A 17,964-nucleotide genomic window follows, 5' to 3' on the forward strand; every position below is an offset into this window, starting at 1 on the left:
CACGAAATTACTCAGATATCACTAAAGTACCATGATCAAGAAGAAACTTTTTTTGAAAATGAACCGATAACTCATCCAAAATTTCAGCCAAATTTTGCCCATCAAAACGCGTGGTTACCAAAACATTACTTTCTGTATCGATTTCCACCTTTTTTATTTCAGCAAAATGATGATTTAAGGCTGATGATATTTCTTTTAAAGTGGCATTATTAAACTCTAACATCCCGGTCTTCCACGACAAAAAATTGTTATTGGTAATAAGTCCCTTACCAACCACTTCGCGACTGGCCAAAGCCCACTCCCCTTTATTGACCAATATCTCGTTCTCTCGATTCTTAATCAAAACCGTACCATGCGTAACATTAAGTTCAACAACCCCATCGGCTCTCGTGGCATCAAGATTAAAAGCTGTACCAACCACCCTGACATCTACATCGCCTGCTTTAATCTTAAACGGACGCCTTTTATCCGGAGTAACTTCAAAAAAGCCTTCACCTTCAAGGGCTACTCGTCTTTGTTCATCACTAAAAACAGAAGGATATTTTAAGGACGAATTACGATTAAGGAAAACAACGCTGGCATCCGGCAATACTAAAGAATCAGAGAGAGCTCCTGTTTCAAATACGACCCAACGGCCATACCCCGGCACATTCCAATAAACCCATAGCCCAGCGGATACAGACAAAACTACGGCAAGAACAGCCGCGATACGGGTAAAATAATGCCAAAGCGAAACAGTTGGCGTTTCAAAGCCAATACGGCGGCGGATAACTTCCCAGTCGTGATTAATATTATAATTGGGTCGTGCTGATTGCTCCCAAACAAAACGAGTTTGTTCAAAAAAGTCTCTGAAATGGCTGTCCGAAACGAGAAGTGACTTAACCTGCCCGACTTCAGCCTCATCTGCTTCTCCGCACAAATAGCGGACAATCAGCGTTTCATTATATGGTTGCTCTGCTTTCATTTTTTTTAATCAATAAATACTTCGTACTACCAATTGGCTATTAATGAAACTGCATAACACCAAAAAAACTAGGGGCCGGCTCTATCTCTTCCTTTTGATCAAGTGACTGCTGCAATTCTTCATCCTGCGCTGTTTCAACCATTGTTGTGATTGCAGTTTCAGATTCAACACCGGGCTCTGTCCCGAACATTTCGGCAATTAGTTGAAGTAAAAATTCCATAGTACTAATTTTTCCAATATAAAACTTCTTCTCTTAAATCTGAATATATGACAATTCAAAAGATTAATGCACGTATTGATTCTAAGAAATGTTTTTCTTATTTGGATACTAAAAAAATAAAAAAAGGCAGAGTAGTGATAGTAAAGGAGGCAAAAGATCGCGTTGTCGAAGTTCAACCCTCAACCGCTTAAGCGCATTGCTTATTTGCGTCTCCACCGTCCGTTTGGATAGACTGAGCGCGTCGGCTATTTCCTGATTGGTTTGTCCTTTAAAACGACTTAATTTAAAAATACGTTGACACTGTACCGGCAAATCCTCAATCACCTCGTTAATGGCTGTTTCCAGTTCTTCATATTCCAACGATTGAACAGGCAATTCGCTCTCGTTGCTTTGTAAAAATATTTGTTGATGATGCTCGCGCTTCATCTTATCACGTTTGATATAATTTAAACAACGATTGCGTACCATCTGATGCATCATGGCATTTAAACTGGTATGAATGGTTATTTCTGCCTTTTTATCATAAAGCATCACAAACACATCCTGAACAATACTCCTCGATAAATCAGAGTCGCTAAGCAATCGGTTGGCAAAAACGACCAGACGATGATAATATTTGTCAAACAGATATCGGAATGCGACCTCCTCTCCTCGTTTCAGTCCAGCTGCGAGTGTTATATCATCGGGTATCAATGGCGTATTGCTCATTTATTAATAAAATGCGAATCGATTGGTTTAAAAATACTTATTTCGGTCACAAAAATAATGGTTTTTTATGACTCATATCTTACGTTACCACTTATTACTCTTCCCAAGTAACGAAATATTATCTTTGAAATGGAATTAATGACGGTTGAAACGAAAAAAATAATTAATGACATCTGTCTGAATAAAAAAATGTTACCAAACACCAGACGCCCGACGACACTCTTTTTTCTGCATTTTTAAATGGCACCGTTGCTTGAATTAATATTATCATTATCTTTGCATCGTCGTTTTCGAACGATATCACAATTCGGGATGTAGCTCAGTCCGGTTAGAGTACTCGTCTGGGGGGCGAGGGGTCGGAAGTTCGAATCTTCTCATCCCGACAAAACGTGATTCAAAAAAACACAAAAGCCTGTAAATCGTATGATTTACAGGCTTTTGTGTTTTTTGCGATTTAAATCAAATTGATATATATCGTAAAAAATGAGAACTATTCCGCGACCTAAATTAAATCGTATATTTAGTTCTCCAAGAGTTTATTAGTAATAACGAAAGTCCTACTCTCCTCAAACTAGTCGATTATCCCAATAAAAATATGCAAGAAATATTAGCTTCAGGTACATTAAAAAATTATTATACTACCGAGAAATACTTGAAATTATATCTCAATAAAAGATATAAATTAAGTGATTATCCTTTAGCTGATTTGACTCTGCAATTTATTACCGATTTTGAGCATTTCTTACGCACATATAAGCCATTAGATCATCATAAACCTATTGGAAACAACGGAGTAATGAAGCATCTTGAGCGTTTTAGGAAAATTGTTAATATGGGAGCACGTATGGAATGGCTAGAAAAGAATCCTTTTACTTACTATAAATTAAAATTTCACAAAACAACCAGGGCTTTCCTCAGTGCAGAAGAACTTCGAAGTATTGAAGAAAAACGACTATCTATACCGCGGTTAAATTATGTACGTAATTTATTTGTTTTTAGTTGTTATACCGGACTTGCTTATATTGATGCAATACAGTTAAAACCTGAAAATATTTCTATCTGAATAGACGGAGAAAATTGGATAACAGTTAGCCGGGAAAAGACCAAGCAGCCAGTTCGTATTCCAATATTACCCAAATCAAGATGAGCTAACATCTTCAATAATTTCAGGTAATCAATCAAGGACCTACAACTTTAGAACAGATCCCAAAGTCTCTAAAGCAACAACAAAAGATTTAACCGAACCGTGTTTCTATTTTCCTTCTTCAATCAAGTCCTCTAAACTCTTGGGATAATCTTGTCCCATTGTATTGCGATATTCACTAACGAATATAGCGTATGTTTTATAGAGTTTTTCAAACTCATTAAGGCGTTTATAAGAATAAATGCTGTAGGCTAATGCCGGTTCATATAGTTGATCTCTTTTTAATAGAACAGCACAAATACGTAATACGTATTTAAATTCGTTTTTCTGATAATGTTTCGATAGCTCTTGTGGAAGATTTGAAAAGATGATATCTTCAGAATACTGTTTGTAATTATCAAAAAACACCTGCCGGCTATTCTCCAATAATTGACCTCTTTCCCATATAGGAAGCAGTCCATCTAATGATTGTGGATATTCCGTCAAATGCGCCTGCAAAAAGAAATAATCACAATAGCAAGGTTCACTAATTACTATTTTATAAAACCCTCTTTCGTAAACGAGCTTTATCCCCTCTATCTCTAATAATATTTTTCGAAGATTACTTATCGTAACACCTTTAAGATTCTTCACTTTTTTTTCCGTCTTTTCAGGCCAAAAAATATTGTTAAGCTGCTTCGAGCTAACACCTTCCTGGGTACTATTTAACAAAATATACAGAAAGACATGCTTCGGCTTATTGCTAAATAAGTGAGTGATGTCTCTCCCCGATTTTCCGTATACGGTAAATACGCCATACAAATATATTTTATTAAATTCTTTCTGAGGAGCCAACTTTCTCTCCAATTGCTCAGGAACTGATTTTAAAGCTGACTCTGATGTCGGAGTAGGTATAGAAATTGGCCCTGAATGGGTAGAGACAAGCACTGGCTCTTCATTAGATGCCATTTTCCCTCGTCTTCGATTACTTCGCATATAGAAGAAGACCAGTAGAAACACAATTAAACCTAAAATGCCAGCAACAAAAAGAATTAAAAAAAGACTTCCTACATTTACGATTGACGAAGTTGAGTACAATTCCATTTCCGATTGGCCTACCGGTGGTGCTGAGAGGGTATAAATTATCGCTTTTACACTCTGGGTTCGATCTTCGTACTCTTGAATAATACAATAAAACTCCTGAAGTACCGGGTTATAATAGAGAGCGATAGTCGAAGCTATAGACTCTGAGACGAAAGGAATAGAATCTCCTAATTTCTCAAGTTCTCCATTTGCGACTGATATACGATAAAGCTGCAAATGAGAGGCGGTCTCATACTCGGCATAACGCAGCACGTACAAATACTTTTCATCTGCCGACAGAACCATTCGTTGCGCCGGAACCAACTTCTCGTTCAATTGGTTATCCCAACATTTTGTTATCGTTTGTTGCGTTAAGTCTATTCGATAGAGGTCGTGGTAGTAATTGTGCCCCATACTTTGGTCTCCCGTTTCATTCCCAACCCCACCATAAATATACAGGTAATCTCCTTGCCTGGAAGGGGTCATCGACGAATAAAAACGAGGAGAAATGCTGTCACCTTTAAATTGCAACGTATCCCAACGATCAAACTCCGAGTTATAGAATAAGAAATTATTGCTATAAAGTCTGCTTCCAAAACCACCAAATACAAGGTATCGTCCTCTTCTTTTATCTAAAAAACCATTGTGATGATGCAATTGAACAGGTGTGGATGCCTTTCCAATAGCTTGCCATGTTAACGTTGGTACATCTAATGCCGCGATGGTAGTATTTCCATAAGGAAGGCTATTTATTTCGTATGCATAAATCTTATTGGCGGTTTCGTCTATAAAATTGGTCCCCAATAGCATTTTAACAGGCATTGTATTAGCATAATCTTTTCTCTCTAATTGATTCTGATCAACCCGGTAGGTATAAAGTGAATCCTGATTAAATAATAAAATCGTTTGTTGCACTTCATTAAAATTGGAGCCAAGGGTTTTCCCTGAATTAATGGTAAAGGCCTTGGCCCAGTGGTAGGAGTCATTAATTAACCAATAAGGATTAATCACTTGTCCCTGAACCTTGCTTTTTGCATCATGTACCATTTCTCCACTGCTTTCGTTTAGTAGAAAATGGAATGATTTCTTGTCCCCTGAAACATTTAAATGGCGGATAGCAAACGAGGGTAGATCAACAAAATTCTTCCATCGTCCAAAAGTAAGCATAGGTTTAAACGTTCCTGATTGTTTTAATTTACTAATGCTATGCTTTGTTTTACCTGCAATAGCCAAAGTGCTTTGCCCTGTAGATAAGTCAATATGTAAACGAACTGGAATCCATTTCGATCGAATAGAGTCTTTAAGAAAATTCATTGAAATGTGATTGATCTTACCCTCAGTATTGAATTTGAAGGCACTAGACCAATTGTCTAAATAAGTATAGGTAAAACTATATACAATATCATCCTGAGAATCTACAATATGAAACAAATAACCAAAAGTGTCGCAGTTATAAACCTTCAATTCAAAACTTATATCAATATATTTGGTAAAAACAGGTGCAGACTTTTCATTGAAAACAAGATAAGAAGTGCGTCGTTCTATATGTTCTAAGTTTCCATAAAATCGCAATCCTTGTGCCTGAAGTGTGGACACAAACACCATTGTAATAACAACATAAATGAAGAGAAGCTGAATCTTAATCTTATTCATCATATTACTTACAGTTGTACTAATATGCGCAAAGATAAACTTAAGGGAGATTCTTGAAAAACTTTTAAACAAAATTACTCAGAAAATAACACGACAATTAATTGCTTGAACCCAAAACAAATAAACTTCGACCCGCATCTTGCAAAATATTAACAATCAGCATTTTACAAAAATTCACTTATTCCTATTATACCATCTATGGATTAAAAGGTCAGTGACAAATATAAGGATTTAATACTAGCACATAACAAAACATTTAATTAATTGAAAATCAATGAAATAAGCAATAGTTTTTAGCTTGGGTAAAAGCCTTATAATCAACAACATACAAAGCTATTCTAAATTCTATGGTATTATGCATGAATACCAAAACAAATAACGGTTTTATGAACCTATTTAAATTAACCACCGACTGGCATAAAAAACAGATAATTGGAAAACAATCCTAAAAAATTAAAAATAAATAAAACGATCATCTCTATTAAGCCTGAATTCATTCATATCTGGCAAAAACGAGACGAAATATCTGCAAGGGTTCCGCCTGAAAGAACCAATGATAATTCGGAAAGACCAATATTACATTTGGAATATGGGAAAAACAACCTAATAAATCTAAAAAAGGAAAGGGCATAACATTAAGTTATCCCCTTTCCTTTACAGTTAAAATTTGACTAAAATGAACCTCCTAATTTTTGACAAATTTAATCGTTTGGTTTCCTTGTTCCTTGGAATACAATGTTAGAAAATAGCCACCTCTTTCCAGATGTGAAATGTCAATTCTCATAGTTCCAAAATTTTCAACATATTTCGCTTCTATTTGCTGACCCGCAATATCTGTAATAAAAGCACGTTCCCACTTACTTCCTCCCTTAACAAACAAATCACTTTTTGCCGGATTAGGATAAACAGAAAAAATACTTTCTTCCGGGTCTCCGATAGCCGTTGGCGAACCAATAATCAGTTCAAAAATTGCTTTAAGATAAAAAGGGGAGATACCATCTTTTGTTATTGTACAAGTGTAAATACCTTCATTAGCCTCTGCTACATTATCAATAGCAAAAACATTGTTTTCAGAAATAGGCGTAATCTCATTCTCTTTAAACCACGAAACATGATCACTGCCATCAACACTTATCTCAAAATTAGCGGTTTCACCTGCAGAAACATAAATATCAACTTTTTCTTGTGCAAATTGAAAATCATTAGCAAAGTCAGCGTAAGAAGATCGATTATCTTCATACGGTTGCACATCACTAAATCCAAAAAAATTGCCTGTAAGCTTAACTTTAACATCACCAGGAACACTAAAACTAATGAATGGAAGTGGTCCTGTAAGTTTATTATTTGTCAAATATAAACGTATCAAATTTACAGCGGTAGCGGCTTCTGGGGGTATCGTACCAGTAAAAGCTGATTCATGCAGATAGAGCTGCTTCATCGCAGGTAATTCAAATAGAACGCCTGGAATAGAGCCACAAAATTTGGTGCCTTCCGTATTAAACTCATACAAATTCACCATTTTCTCTAACCCACTTGCATCCATCGAAGTAAACCCACTATTTTTAACTTGAAAACGTTCAACTTTAGTCCAATTCCAAAGAAAAGAAGGCAATTGACCAGTTAAACCAGGCTGATCATTAAGTTCAATTTTACCTGACATTTCGGTTAACCCCCCAAGTTCATTTGGCAAAGTGCCGCTAAGATTTAAGTCTTTGAAAGATATATGCGTAACACGACGAATCGCACCCGACCCATCTTCAGCATCAAAAACAGATGTTGTTACATTTTCCCAATTTTCTACCTTTTCTGTTTTCCAATTACTAAATCCATCGCCCCAATTTTCACCCCCACATTGATCATACAAAGCAACGAGTGCGATTGAATCTGATTCTAACGTTTGACCCTGTGCCAGATTCGAAAAACCAACAAATAAAACACCAACAAACAAAAACTTAATTAAATAATTTTTGTTCATAATTTGACTTTAAATGTTTAAAACTAATTCATAAAAAAAGCATAAAACAGGTAGGAGTAACAGCCGGTATTTTACACTATTTTCAACAATCTATGCTTGCCTGAAAAAACGTTTATAATAAGAAAAGCCGCTTTAAGAGACAAACCAATACTCTTAAAACGGCTTCATAAAAAACAAATTACTCTTTAATCATTTCTATATTTGTCAATGTTCCTTCAACCTTGTAGTCTTTTCCATCAAAACTGTAAACGTACCAAATATCAAAAGTTTGTTTAATCGGATCATATTTCCCGCCACCTTGACTAATGACAAGCTGATCCCAACCTTCAATCGTTAACGTGTTATCAATTGAATTAACTGAAATTTTCAAACAGGATTCGGCTATTTTACTCAAATCTTCAGAATCAGCCAGATTAAAATATCGAATCGTATTCTCATCAATTGCTTTTAGTTGGCGAATAGAAGTGATCAATGAAGGCGTACCAACAACACCTCCATTAAACCATTCCGTTTTTTTTATTGATAATTTATAAGTACCGGAAAAGCGATTCTTCATTTGGAAAGAAAATAACAAAACCTGATCCGGGTCAGAAATCTCATTAGAAGAAGACTCAATCTTAAAAGAAAGCATATATAATGAATCTGGGTCCAACTCATGAGCACGAATCTTAATCGGAATCCGTGCATAAGTCTCTCCTGCACTAATAATGCAGTCCATATTAGGTACTGAATAAAACTCAGGAAGCAATTTATGATACTTTGGTTTCCCAGATGCAATATATTTTTTGTTGTATTTCTCAATAGCCTCATCCCATTCGGCTAAGGAAACAGTCACATCAGAGGTCGTAGGAAGACTGCCTCCGACAGCTACAGCAATATAAGTATCTTGTTCTTCCTCCGAAGTATAGTAAATATCTTTTGTTTGAAGTTCATCAACTGCCCCCACCAAATAAACCAGTTTTTTATACTGCTCACTATCCAGTGGATCCTCAACACATCCTACTGTCAATAAAGACAAGGCAATACATAATAATATAATAAATCTATTTCTCATTTTTCTTAATTTTAAAGATTACCAACCTGGATTTTGAATCAACTTTGGGTTTTTATCTAAAGTAGCACGATGAATAGGGAAAAAATTCATTTTAAAAATAAATGACCGCCTGGCATATTTCTGGTTGACCGGCGTTCTTGTGTAAAACAACTGACGCTGGTTGGTTTTGGCTTCAACATTCATTCCCATAAATGGTTTATTCAATTCTTCCGATGCATCTCCCCATCTTCGTAAATCAAAAAAACGTAAGTGCTCACAGGCTAATTCTATTTTCCGTTCTCTCTTAATCAGTTCCCTCATTTCAGCTACATCAGCTGCATCAGACTCTTTAATCCCAGGTAATCCGGCACGATAACGGATCTGATTAAAATACTTACATATTTCTTTAGCGTCTCTGGAGATGGTCAAACCACTTTCCATATCCGTATAAACTCCTTCCAATTCATTCAAAGCCTCTACATAGTTTAACAAAATTTCAGCATAACGAATAATCGGATGAGCTTTTTCCCGGTTTACCCCTTTTAAGTTATCTTCTGGGTTCGTGTATTTTTTAAGCGTATAACCAGACCAACAACGATCATCGGGAAAATTAGCAGTCGGCACACAATTTCCATCTTTATAATAAGTTGCCTCTATATTTCTATACCCCTGTTCGTTTCCTAAATATGAAGTCCCTGGCCATAAACTATGGCAATAACCTATTGTTGCATAAAAACGTGCCTCTCGATTAATATACATCTTCGCGGTTTGAGGTCTGATTTCATAACCTGAAAAATTTAAAAGCGCATCTGTCGTTGTCCCAATAGGCTGATACTCCTCCGATTGTGAAGGATAAGGATACTCCACACTCGAATTTGTAATATCACGACCGTCAACCATATAGTAATCATCAATTAAGCTTTGACTCAAACTTAATCCATTAGCACCCCCCATTTGTTGAGGCATAACAAGCCAGTTTACTGATTCACCATATCCCCTCCATGCATCGCAGGCATAAATAACTTCTGTATTACTATAGATAGATGTTTCTCCATTAAAAAGCTCACTATACGATCGCAATGGATCGATATTGCCTGCCCCATCAGGAAATGCAAGAGCAGAAACATTACCAGGAAGCGGTGGCGTATTTGAATTCCTTTGAATGGTATGCAGCGCATAAATCCCCATATCTATGACATTCTTTGCCGCTAAAGCAGCCTGACCCCACTTCGAATTGTCGTATTCTTGAGATATAAAAAACTGACTATCTTCTGTTTTCCAATCACTATAAGCTTGATTTCCATTAAACCAAGGACTGGCCTGTTCCAATCTCACACGTGATATAACTGCCAATGCTGCTCCTTTAGAAGGTTGATATATCTCAGAACTGGCCGAACGTTTCGACACCAACATTTCAGATGCAGTCTGCATATTTGAACAGATATAATCGCAACACTCATCGTAAGTGCTCCTGGCTATTGCCATATTCCCAATCGTCTCATCTGAATCGAAAGCAACGTCTGGCACAATCGGAATAGGACCATACTGACGCAATAAAAGGTAATAATAATAAGCTCTAAGAAAATAAGCCTTCCCTGCATAATCACGCCTGTCTACTTCCGAAATATCCAAACACTCATGTATACGAGCAATCACAATATTAGCCTTTCTAATACCTTTATAATATTCGCCCCAATTGGCAAAATCATACGTGAAGGTATTCAGCTCATTCTGCAAAAATCGAGTGCCGGCATGTCTGCCATCATCCCAAGGCACAAAGTTTTCATCACTAGATATCTGATAAGGATCACTGGTAACGGTATATAGCTTACTCTCATTAGGCAAATAAGAGGCTGCCCCCTTTATATACTTATCTAATAACGCCTTACGAACAAAAACTGAGTCCGCACTTGTCATATCATCAATATATTCACTCACATCAAGGTAGCTGCATGACACCAGATATAAACAACCTATCAATACAATCAGCCCTGTCAATATCTTATTTTTCGTAATCTTTTTCATAATTTTTCAGTTAAAATTTTACATTCAATTGAAACGTAAATGCTCTTTGTAGGGGATACACCGATCCATTTGAGGAAGCTTGTCCTGGATCCCAAATTTTGACTTTATCCCAACAAGCCAGATTATCTCCAATAAGACTAAAAGTAGCACTTTCCATACCGATCCGATTCTTCAACCAGGCGTTGCTCCATCGATAAGAAAGCTCCACATTTTTTAGTCTCAGATAACTAGCATCAGCTAACCAGAAAGTAGAATTACGATTGTTATTGTTGTTATTTCCATATGACAAACGAGGAAAACGAGCATTCGGATTTTCAGTGTCGGGGGTTCCTGAAATTTCTGCACTAGTCCACCTATTTGTCTGATCTGCGACCATTGTTAAGACATTACCGGTTTCTCCTCCAACAAATGGATAATACCCAATTCCACCATAGAAAAAATTAACTTTTCCTACACCTTCAAAGAATGCACTGACCATCCAATTCTTATAACGCAATTCTGCTGCAAATCCATATTGAACTTGTGGAATATTAGAATAAGATAAAGGAACTACGTCATCATCATCAATCTTGCCATCACCATTTACATCCTTGTATTTAATATCGCCCGGAAGAACTTCTTTCTCAAAAGTTTGTCTTGGACTACTCTCCACATCATCTTCGTCTGTAAACAACCCCATAGCTATCAAACCCCGTAACACACCATAAGGGACTCCGGAAAAAGATTGATAAGGGTAGCGAATCGTGGATTGTTCCCAATTGGTAACCTCATTGCGGGTAATAGTAGTGTTACCACGAACCGTAACAAATAAATCTTTACTAAATTTGTGATTATAACTAATATTCCCGTCAAAACCAGCGCTTTCCATTGAGCCCACATTAGCAAAAGGCAAAGAGCTTAAACCTCCCTCTTCGGGAATAGACGCACGTTCTTGGAAAATACCCGTCCGAACATCTTTGAAAATATCTGCCGTCAGCTCAACTTTTCCACCTATAGTCTTTATATCCAGACCCACATCATACTTTTTTGAAGATTCCCACTCCAAGTTATCTGCACCAATCTGAGCTTCACCTATTCCATCTCCCCATGCACTTCCCATGTCTTCCATCGTTGTTAAATAAGGAAATCTACGATTATTGGCAATCCGGTCGTTTCCAACTTTTCCTATAGAACCACGTATTTTTAAATACTCAATGAAGAACAAATTATCTTTTGTCCACTTATACTGAGTGGGAACCCATCCTAATGCAATGGCTGGGAAAAAACCAAACTGATCGCCTGGTCTAAAGTTTTCAGAACCTGTATATCCTGCATTTGCCTCTATTAAATAAGTATCTTTATAGGAATAAGTAGCTCGAGCTGAGAGTGCTTGATATCTCAACGGAATAGAAGCAATAGCATCATTAGCAGAGGAAGTCTTGTAGTTTTCCATATAATAATGAGTCAAAGCAGAAACTCGATGATCACCAAAAATTCCGGAATACTCCGCTTTTGTCTCAAAATAATATCTTTTATCTACTCCTGTCGTTCTGTTATATGTAACATCCGATTTAGGGACGGTAATTTGTGTTACCAATGAACCATCTATAAAAGAACGATTACTCGCATAATATAGATCAGGCATTTTGTTTCTATAAATATTATGGTAACTGTTCCCGGCATAAGAAAAAAGTATATTGGCCGTCAAACCTTTAACTATCATATCTAAATCTTGATGAAGATTTAAATTCAAATTAGAAGTGCTGCGGTTGCGCTCCTTATATCCCGTACTATTCAACTGAACATAGGGTGAAACCTGATTCCCATTCAATCCAAAAGCAGGAAGTTTACCATCCGAATATCTTACAGGAAGTGTAACTGGAGTTAGGTTGGCCTGCGCCGTCCACAATGCATCATTATTATCAATATCTCCAAACCCAGGCATATTTTGATCTATAATTATCTGATCAATCCCCAATGAAAGAATGGTTTTCTCAGTTAAATTAGCATCAATATTAGCTCGGAAAGAGTATTTTTTATAATTCACATTGGTATCATACTTACTAGCCGATTTATCTTGTTTAAAAATAGCGTCCTTATCCAAAATACCTAAGCTAAGAAAATAACGTGCTGAGCTACTCCCACCAGAAGCACTCAAATAATGCTGTTGATTAAAAGTATAATCTTTTAAAATCTCATCTCGCCAATTTACATTGGGATAGAGATCCGGATCAAGTCCTGATTCAAATAAGTCTAATTCTACATCGGTGTATCTGGGTGAAAACCCTCGTGATACCCGTGCCTCATTGGCTAAGGCAGCATAAGTAGCTGCATCCACATATTCAGGCGTACGAGCAGAGAAAGAAACGGTAGCGCTTGACTTATGATTAATAGTCAACTTACCAGCCTTGCCGCGATTTGTTGTAACAACCACCACGCCATTGGCACCACGCACCCCATAAACTGCAGTCGATGAGGCATCTTTAAGCACTGAAAAGCTCTCTATATCAGCGGGATCCAAATCATTTAAGTTACCTTGTACACCGTCAATTAAAACCAAAGCACTTTGGTTAGCTCCAAACGTACTAATCCCGCGAATCCAAAACTCAGAAAAATCTTTTCCGGGTTCCCCACTACGAGTAACAGCAATAATACCCGGAACACGTCCCCCAAGCATATTCGTAACAGAGGTAGCCGGCACACTCAAACTAGCTGGATCCAAAGAACTTATCGCTCCTACTACAGAAACCTTACGTTGAGAGGAATGTCCTACAACAACCACTTCATCAAATAAGCCTATTTCTTCTTTCAAAACAACGATTATCTTTTCTTTTGAGCCATCAACTTTATACTCATAAGATTCAAATCCTACGAAAGAAAAAACAACAACGGAATTATTTGCTAATTTTCGCAATCTAAACTTTCCATCAATATCGGTGATTGTACCAACAAGCTCATTCCCTTTAGTAACTACGGAAACACCAACTAGCGTCTCCCCATTTTCATCCATTACCGTCCCCGCTATCATATAATCAGACTCCTGGGCATATAAAGAACTCACAGACAGGATAATGCAATATATGACTAATATTAAAACTCTCTTCATAATTGTTTATTTTATCTATTCAATAGCTAATTTGCGAACACTAACTCCCCAGAACTGTGTGATGTAAAAATTATCTTCTTCATCAATAGCAATATCCCATGGCCCTCTGAATCGTGCAACATAAGGATTACCATCCTGACCTCCAGCTTGACCAGCTGATCCTGCAATAGTCGTCACTAAACCCTCTGGATAAGAAATTTTTCTAACCACATGATTTTGAACTTGAGCAAAGTAGATATTACCTTCCCGATCAACCTTCATACCCATTGGAGAAGTTAACACAGCCTCGTCTAGGTTTCCATCCTGATTTCCTACACCATTAAATCCAGCAAATTCTTCCACCGTTTTTCCATCCAGGCTAATTTTATAGATACCATGCCCAAACTCGATTGACATAAAGAAGCAATTATATAAAGGATGATAAAGCAAATGATTATCAGTGCCATTTACAGTGGAACCGCAATCAGTATTTAGTATTTCCACTAATCCCGGATCGGAAATATTCATTCTACCAAATTTGGCTTCACTATCACGGAAATAGAGCCACTCTTCATTGGGGCCTAAACATGCTGATTGAATTCTGCCAAAAAAACCGGGAATTTCTGAAGTCACTCTTTTGGGAATCCATAAACGTGATTGATCAAAGCGATAAACAATGTGAGGTGCATCATAACCAATACAAAAGGCTGTTTTTTTATCCTTTGTAACAGCTGGGCTTCCGGTACTAAAACCATTCACAAGTGTAATCACTTTATTGTCATCCATTGCTACCATTCGAATTCTCCAATCGAAACGCTCGCAAATCATCAAATTATTTCCGGTTAAATACCCGATTCCACAAGTCCAGGCAAATCTTGATTCACCTAAAGAGCCATCCACGTACCCCCCTTCCTCATCTTTACCAGCAATCGTAGATACCAATTCTTTCACTGAATACTTAAATTTTTTATCTTCAAACACACAAGTATCTTCATCAACCACGACCGCTACTTCATTGTATCCATCTGGTTGTTTAGGTACCATGCAGTATATCATTTCGCCGTTAGCAGAAATAACTCTTGCTTTCCTATTCCCATTGAATAAAACCTGAATGCGAATTGGGTCTGAACCAAAATTCCTTCCTTTTACAATACATTTATCACGCATCCCACCTGAATCAGGTGAGAAAGAATAAATTTCAATCGCCTTTGACGGGTCATAAATATGACCGGCTTCGGATACTGACTCTGATTTTGAGCAACCGAATATCGCAGCTAAAAAAAAGAGTAATCCAAAAACACCAAATATTATATTGGTTTTCATACTGATCTGTAGATTAAACTGTTAAACACCTATTATTTTTAATTCACATAAAATTGCATTAACCATAAAGTCAATGAAAAAAACGAAGCCATAAAAAGCTCAGATTGATTAATATGGTAGGGTATTAGCTGTTTTTGTGGCACAACATTAACAAAAAAGGTGACTCTATTACACCAAAATATGAATGCCTCTATTTTCTTTTTAGCCTAAGAATTGTTAAAGAATTTGGCTTAAACTCATAGACAAATGAAGACGCAAACTTATTGTATTGAATCTCAACTGGCATTATTTTATAAGGATCCTCAAGCGAATTTTCGTCTTCTTTAGACTTTGCGCTCAATGTGATAACGGCTCCCTCCTTTTCAACCTCTGCCCCATTAATATTGATTTGAGTAAAGCTTGATTTGTCTGTAGCATTAACCACTTTAATAATAATCTCATTTGTATCCTCATCATATCCTGCCACATGGAATTTACGATTCAAAGGTTCACTTTCATGTGTAAGAATCAAATCTCCATCTACAAAATATTCAGCACCAAACTCTGATACTACAATCTTAATATTATACCACTGATTTTCATTTATTTTATCAGCAACCTTCTCTGATATAGTGGTAGAAGAATTATCATGAATTGTTTCAATGGCTGAAACTGAATTTCCCCATCCACCTACGTTTAGCATATATCCTTTACCTAGGTCTGTATTCTCAAGACCAAAATAAACCAAAAACCCTTCAGAACCACCCAGTTTTTGAGCTTGAAACTCAATAGTAGAACCTGCCCCAATTTTTGCTTTATTCCAAATCAAAGTCGTCCTGTTCTCATTACTTAACTGAGTGTATGCACCATCAGTGCTTTCCCATTCACCTTTGCCAACAATCCATTGAGAAGCATCATTCATGTCAGCTACAATTACTTCTCCTTTGCTATCGGTAACCTTCAGGTCCCTAAACATCGTTTGTGTACTCCAGGTTCCAAACCCTACATACCCTTCCTGACTGATAAATGGTTCTTTTTCAGTAAGATTTATTTCCGCTGTTGTATTAAGATTATAAGATGGCATATTGTCTGCAAACATCTTTTGTACATAATAGGAAGAACGTCCCATCACTTGATGATTATTCATCCAAATCAAGTTTGTTGGCCATCCACGATCGTTCACATTTTCCAATAGTGGTGCATAGGAGGCCATCGTCACTAAATCACTATTACGTTCCATTCCTGTTATAAAAGCGGCCTCGCTCAAAGCGGCCAACATATTACCACCACCAACTCCCTGATTACAAGCATATTCACCTACATATATTTGATAATTTCCACGCTCTATATTATCAAAGATGGTTGCATTTTTAAAGAAATACTCAGGTGCTACATACCAATGTGGATCAATAAGGTCAGTCTTAACTACAGACTTAACACCATCACCTAAACCATGATTAGAGATTAACTTCAATTGTGGGTATTTTGCCTTAATAGCAGAGTAAAACATATCAAACCGCTTATCGTATACCGGGCCGAAGTTTTCATTCCCAATCTCAACATAGCTGAGAGGATAGGGCGCTGGATGCCCGGCCTTTGCACGCACCGCTCCCCAGGTCGTAGAAACATCTCCTATGGCATACTCAATAGCATCAAGAGCATCTTGTATAAATAATTCTGCCTCTTTATCAGAACAAGCCTCTCCGGTGCGCGCTTGACAAGCAATCCCAACGTTACAAACAAACATACCCTTGGCACCTGTATCTTCACAAAAATCCAGAAATTCTTTATACCCAAAACCTCCAGTGCTGCGGTACCCCCAGGTATCATATTCTCCAGGACGTGCAGCAGGATCTCCAATCGTTTGCTTCCATTCAATACGATTATTTAGCGTTATACCTTCAACAACACATCCTCCTGGCCAACGAATAAATGCAGGATTTAAGCCTTGAAGCATCTCAGCCACATCTGATCGCATACCATTTTTTCGCCCCTTAAATGTTTTTTCCGGAAACAAAGAAACATAGTCAAACGAAAAATTTCCTTCTCGAGGAAAGTCTATACAAAATTTCCCGACGGTTGTTGTATCATTAGCTGTTAAAAACAATTTGTATTCATTCCATTTGCCATCATTGTTAGTCGTTATGGTTTCTTTCGCTAACTCTTTTCCATTTGCGCCAATAAGTCGAACCACCAAATTCCCTTTATAAGTATTAGCAGTACGCGCAATCATTCTGAGAGCATAACGCTCATCCTTTTTCAAATGAATTCCCCAATACCCACTATTTACTAAAGAGACTCCATCTAAAGGATTTTTCACTTTGACAAGCATAGACGTCGGGGCAGTTAAATAATTGGGAGAATTGGTTGTTAGTTCCATACTGGCTTCAGCCTCTCCTTTTTTTAATAAAGACCAGCCAGGGTAAGGATCATTGCCCCATTTAAAGCGTCCACGAGTAGGATGACCCTCCAAATGATTGATTACCTCAGGAGGAAGTAGATCCCCATTATCCACTGTGTAATTTTTGTCAGGCAACACGCGTTCCTCAAAACTCCGATTCATCAACAATTCACCATACAATCCACCATCGCCTGCATGGTTAATCTCTTCAAAGAATATTCCATATAAAGAAGATGGAACTTTGTTTCCTTTTGAGGTTAAATCCACATCAATTGTCATATCTACATCTTGCGTTTGACACGATAGTAAAGACAAAAAAAGACCAAAAAATAGAAGCTGTTTTCTCATAAAAACATTCATTTAGCGTTTAAAAGGAATCTTTATCATATTGTTAACTATACTTGTGCAATAAA

12 protein-coding genes and 1 tRNA gene are annotated in these 17,964 nt (G+C 37.1%); 3 read left to right on the forward strand and 10 right to left on the reverse strand.

Annotation, left to right across the window (positions count from 1 at the left end):
• Nucleotides 1–7: 7 nt before the first annotated feature.
• The 3 genes from ACT3CD_RS10570 to ACT3CD_RS10580 form a co-directional block, all read right to left on the reverse strand.
• The gene (locus ACT3CD_RS10570; RefSeq protein WP_444645531.1) at nucleotides 8–964 is read right to left on the reverse strand and encodes a FecR family protein; all 957 of its coding nucleotides are present in this window, start codon (nucleotides 962–964) and stop codon (nucleotides 8–10) included.
• 40 nt (nucleotides 965–1,004) lie between these two features.
• Nucleotides 1,005–1,184, reverse strand: coding sequence for a hypothetical protein (locus ACT3CD_RS10575; RefSeq protein WP_444645532.1), 180 nt, complete (start codon nucleotides 1,182–1,184; stop codon nucleotides 1,005–1,007).
• A gap of 108 nt (nucleotides 1,185–1,292) precedes the next feature.
• Complete coding sequence (locus ACT3CD_RS10580; protein WP_444645534.1) at nucleotides 1,293–1,892, reverse strand: RNA polymerase sigma-70 factor; 600 nt, start codon at nucleotides 1,890–1,892, stop codon at nucleotides 1,293–1,295.
• Nucleotides 1,893–2,200: 308 nt separating this feature from the next.
• Here ACT3CD_RS10580 and ACT3CD_RS10585 point away from each other — a divergent pair.
• Together ACT3CD_RS10585 and ACT3CD_RS10590 are read left to right on the forward strand one after the other, a co-directional pair.
• Nucleotides 2,201–2,275: transfer RNA gene (locus ACT3CD_RS10585), tRNA-Pro, on the forward strand.
• Nucleotides 2,276–2,430: 155 nt separating this feature from the next.
• On the forward strand, nucleotides 2,431–2,955 hold the full coding sequence (locus ACT3CD_RS10590; protein WP_444645693.1) for a site-specific integrase: 525 nt from the start codon (nucleotides 2,431–2,433) through the stop codon (nucleotides 2,953–2,955).
• Nucleotides 2,956–3,144: 189 nt separating this feature from the next.
• On the opposite strand, the gene ACT3CD_RS10595 is transcribed toward ACT3CD_RS10590, so the two are convergent.
• The gene (locus tag ACT3CD_RS10595; RefSeq protein WP_444645536.1) at nucleotides 3,145–5,754 is read right to left on the reverse strand and encodes a hypothetical protein; all 2,610 of its coding nucleotides are present in this window, start codon (nucleotides 5,752–5,754) and stop codon (nucleotides 3,145–3,147) included.
• 429 nt (nucleotides 5,755–6,183) lie between these two features.
• On the opposite strand from ACT3CD_RS10595, the gene ACT3CD_RS10600 reads away from it, so the two are divergent.
• The gene (locus ACT3CD_RS10600) at nucleotides 6,184–6,384 is read left to right on the forward strand and encodes a hypothetical protein (protein WP_444645538.1); all 201 of its coding nucleotides are present in this window, start codon (nucleotides 6,184–6,186) and stop codon (nucleotides 6,382–6,384) included.
• 52 nt (nucleotides 6,385–6,436) lie between these two features.
• On the opposite strand, the gene ACT3CD_RS10605 is transcribed toward ACT3CD_RS10600, so the two are convergent.
• The 6 genes from ACT3CD_RS10605 to ACT3CD_RS10630 all read right to left on the reverse strand — a co-directional run bounded on the left by ACT3CD_RS10605 (nucleotide 6,437) and on the right by ACT3CD_RS10630 (nucleotide 17,899).
• Nucleotides 6,437–7,726: a T9SS type A sorting domain-containing protein gene (locus tag ACT3CD_RS10605; protein ID WP_444645540.1), complete on the reverse strand. Its 1,290-nt coding sequence runs from the start codon at nucleotides 7,724–7,726 to the stop codon at nucleotides 6,437–6,439.
• Between the two features lie 178 nt (nucleotides 7,727–7,904).
• A complete protein-coding gene (locus ACT3CD_RS10610) occupies nucleotides 7,905–8,780 on the reverse strand; it encodes a BT_3044 domain-containing protein (RefSeq protein ID WP_444645542.1) in 876 nt (291 codons plus the stop codon).
• A gap of 18 nt (nucleotides 8,781–8,798) precedes the next feature.
• Nucleotides 8,799–10,784: a RagB/SusD family nutrient uptake outer membrane protein gene (locus tag ACT3CD_RS10615; RefSeq protein WP_444645544.1), complete on the reverse strand. Its 1,986-nt coding sequence runs from the start codon at nucleotides 10,782–10,784 to the stop codon at nucleotides 8,799–8,801.
• Between the two features lie 10 nt (nucleotides 10,785–10,794).
• On the reverse strand, nucleotides 10,795–13,869 hold the full coding sequence (locus ACT3CD_RS10620; RefSeq protein WP_444645546.1) for a SusC/RagA family TonB-linked outer membrane protein: 3,075 nt from the start codon (nucleotides 13,867–13,869) through the stop codon (nucleotides 10,795–10,797).
• A gap of 15 nt (nucleotides 13,870–13,884) precedes the next feature.
• Complete coding sequence (locus tag ACT3CD_RS10625) at nucleotides 13,885–15,171, reverse strand: IPT/TIG domain-containing protein (RefSeq protein WP_444645548.1); 1,287 nt, start codon at nucleotides 15,169–15,171, stop codon at nucleotides 13,885–13,887.
• Nucleotides 15,172–15,361: 190 nt separating this feature from the next.
• Entirely contained in the window at nucleotides 15,362–17,899 is a 2,538-nt protein-coding gene (locus ACT3CD_RS10630) for an alpha-L-arabinofuranosidase C-terminal domain-containing protein (RefSeq protein ID WP_444645550.1), read from the reverse strand.
• Nucleotides 17,900–17,964: the final 65 nt, after the last annotated feature.

The sequence above is a fragment of the Geofilum sp. OHC36d9 genome (assembly GCF_052400685.1).
Taxonomy (GTDB): domain Bacteria; phylum Bacteroidota; class Bacteroidia; order Bacteroidales; family Marinilabiliaceae; genus CAZHHH01.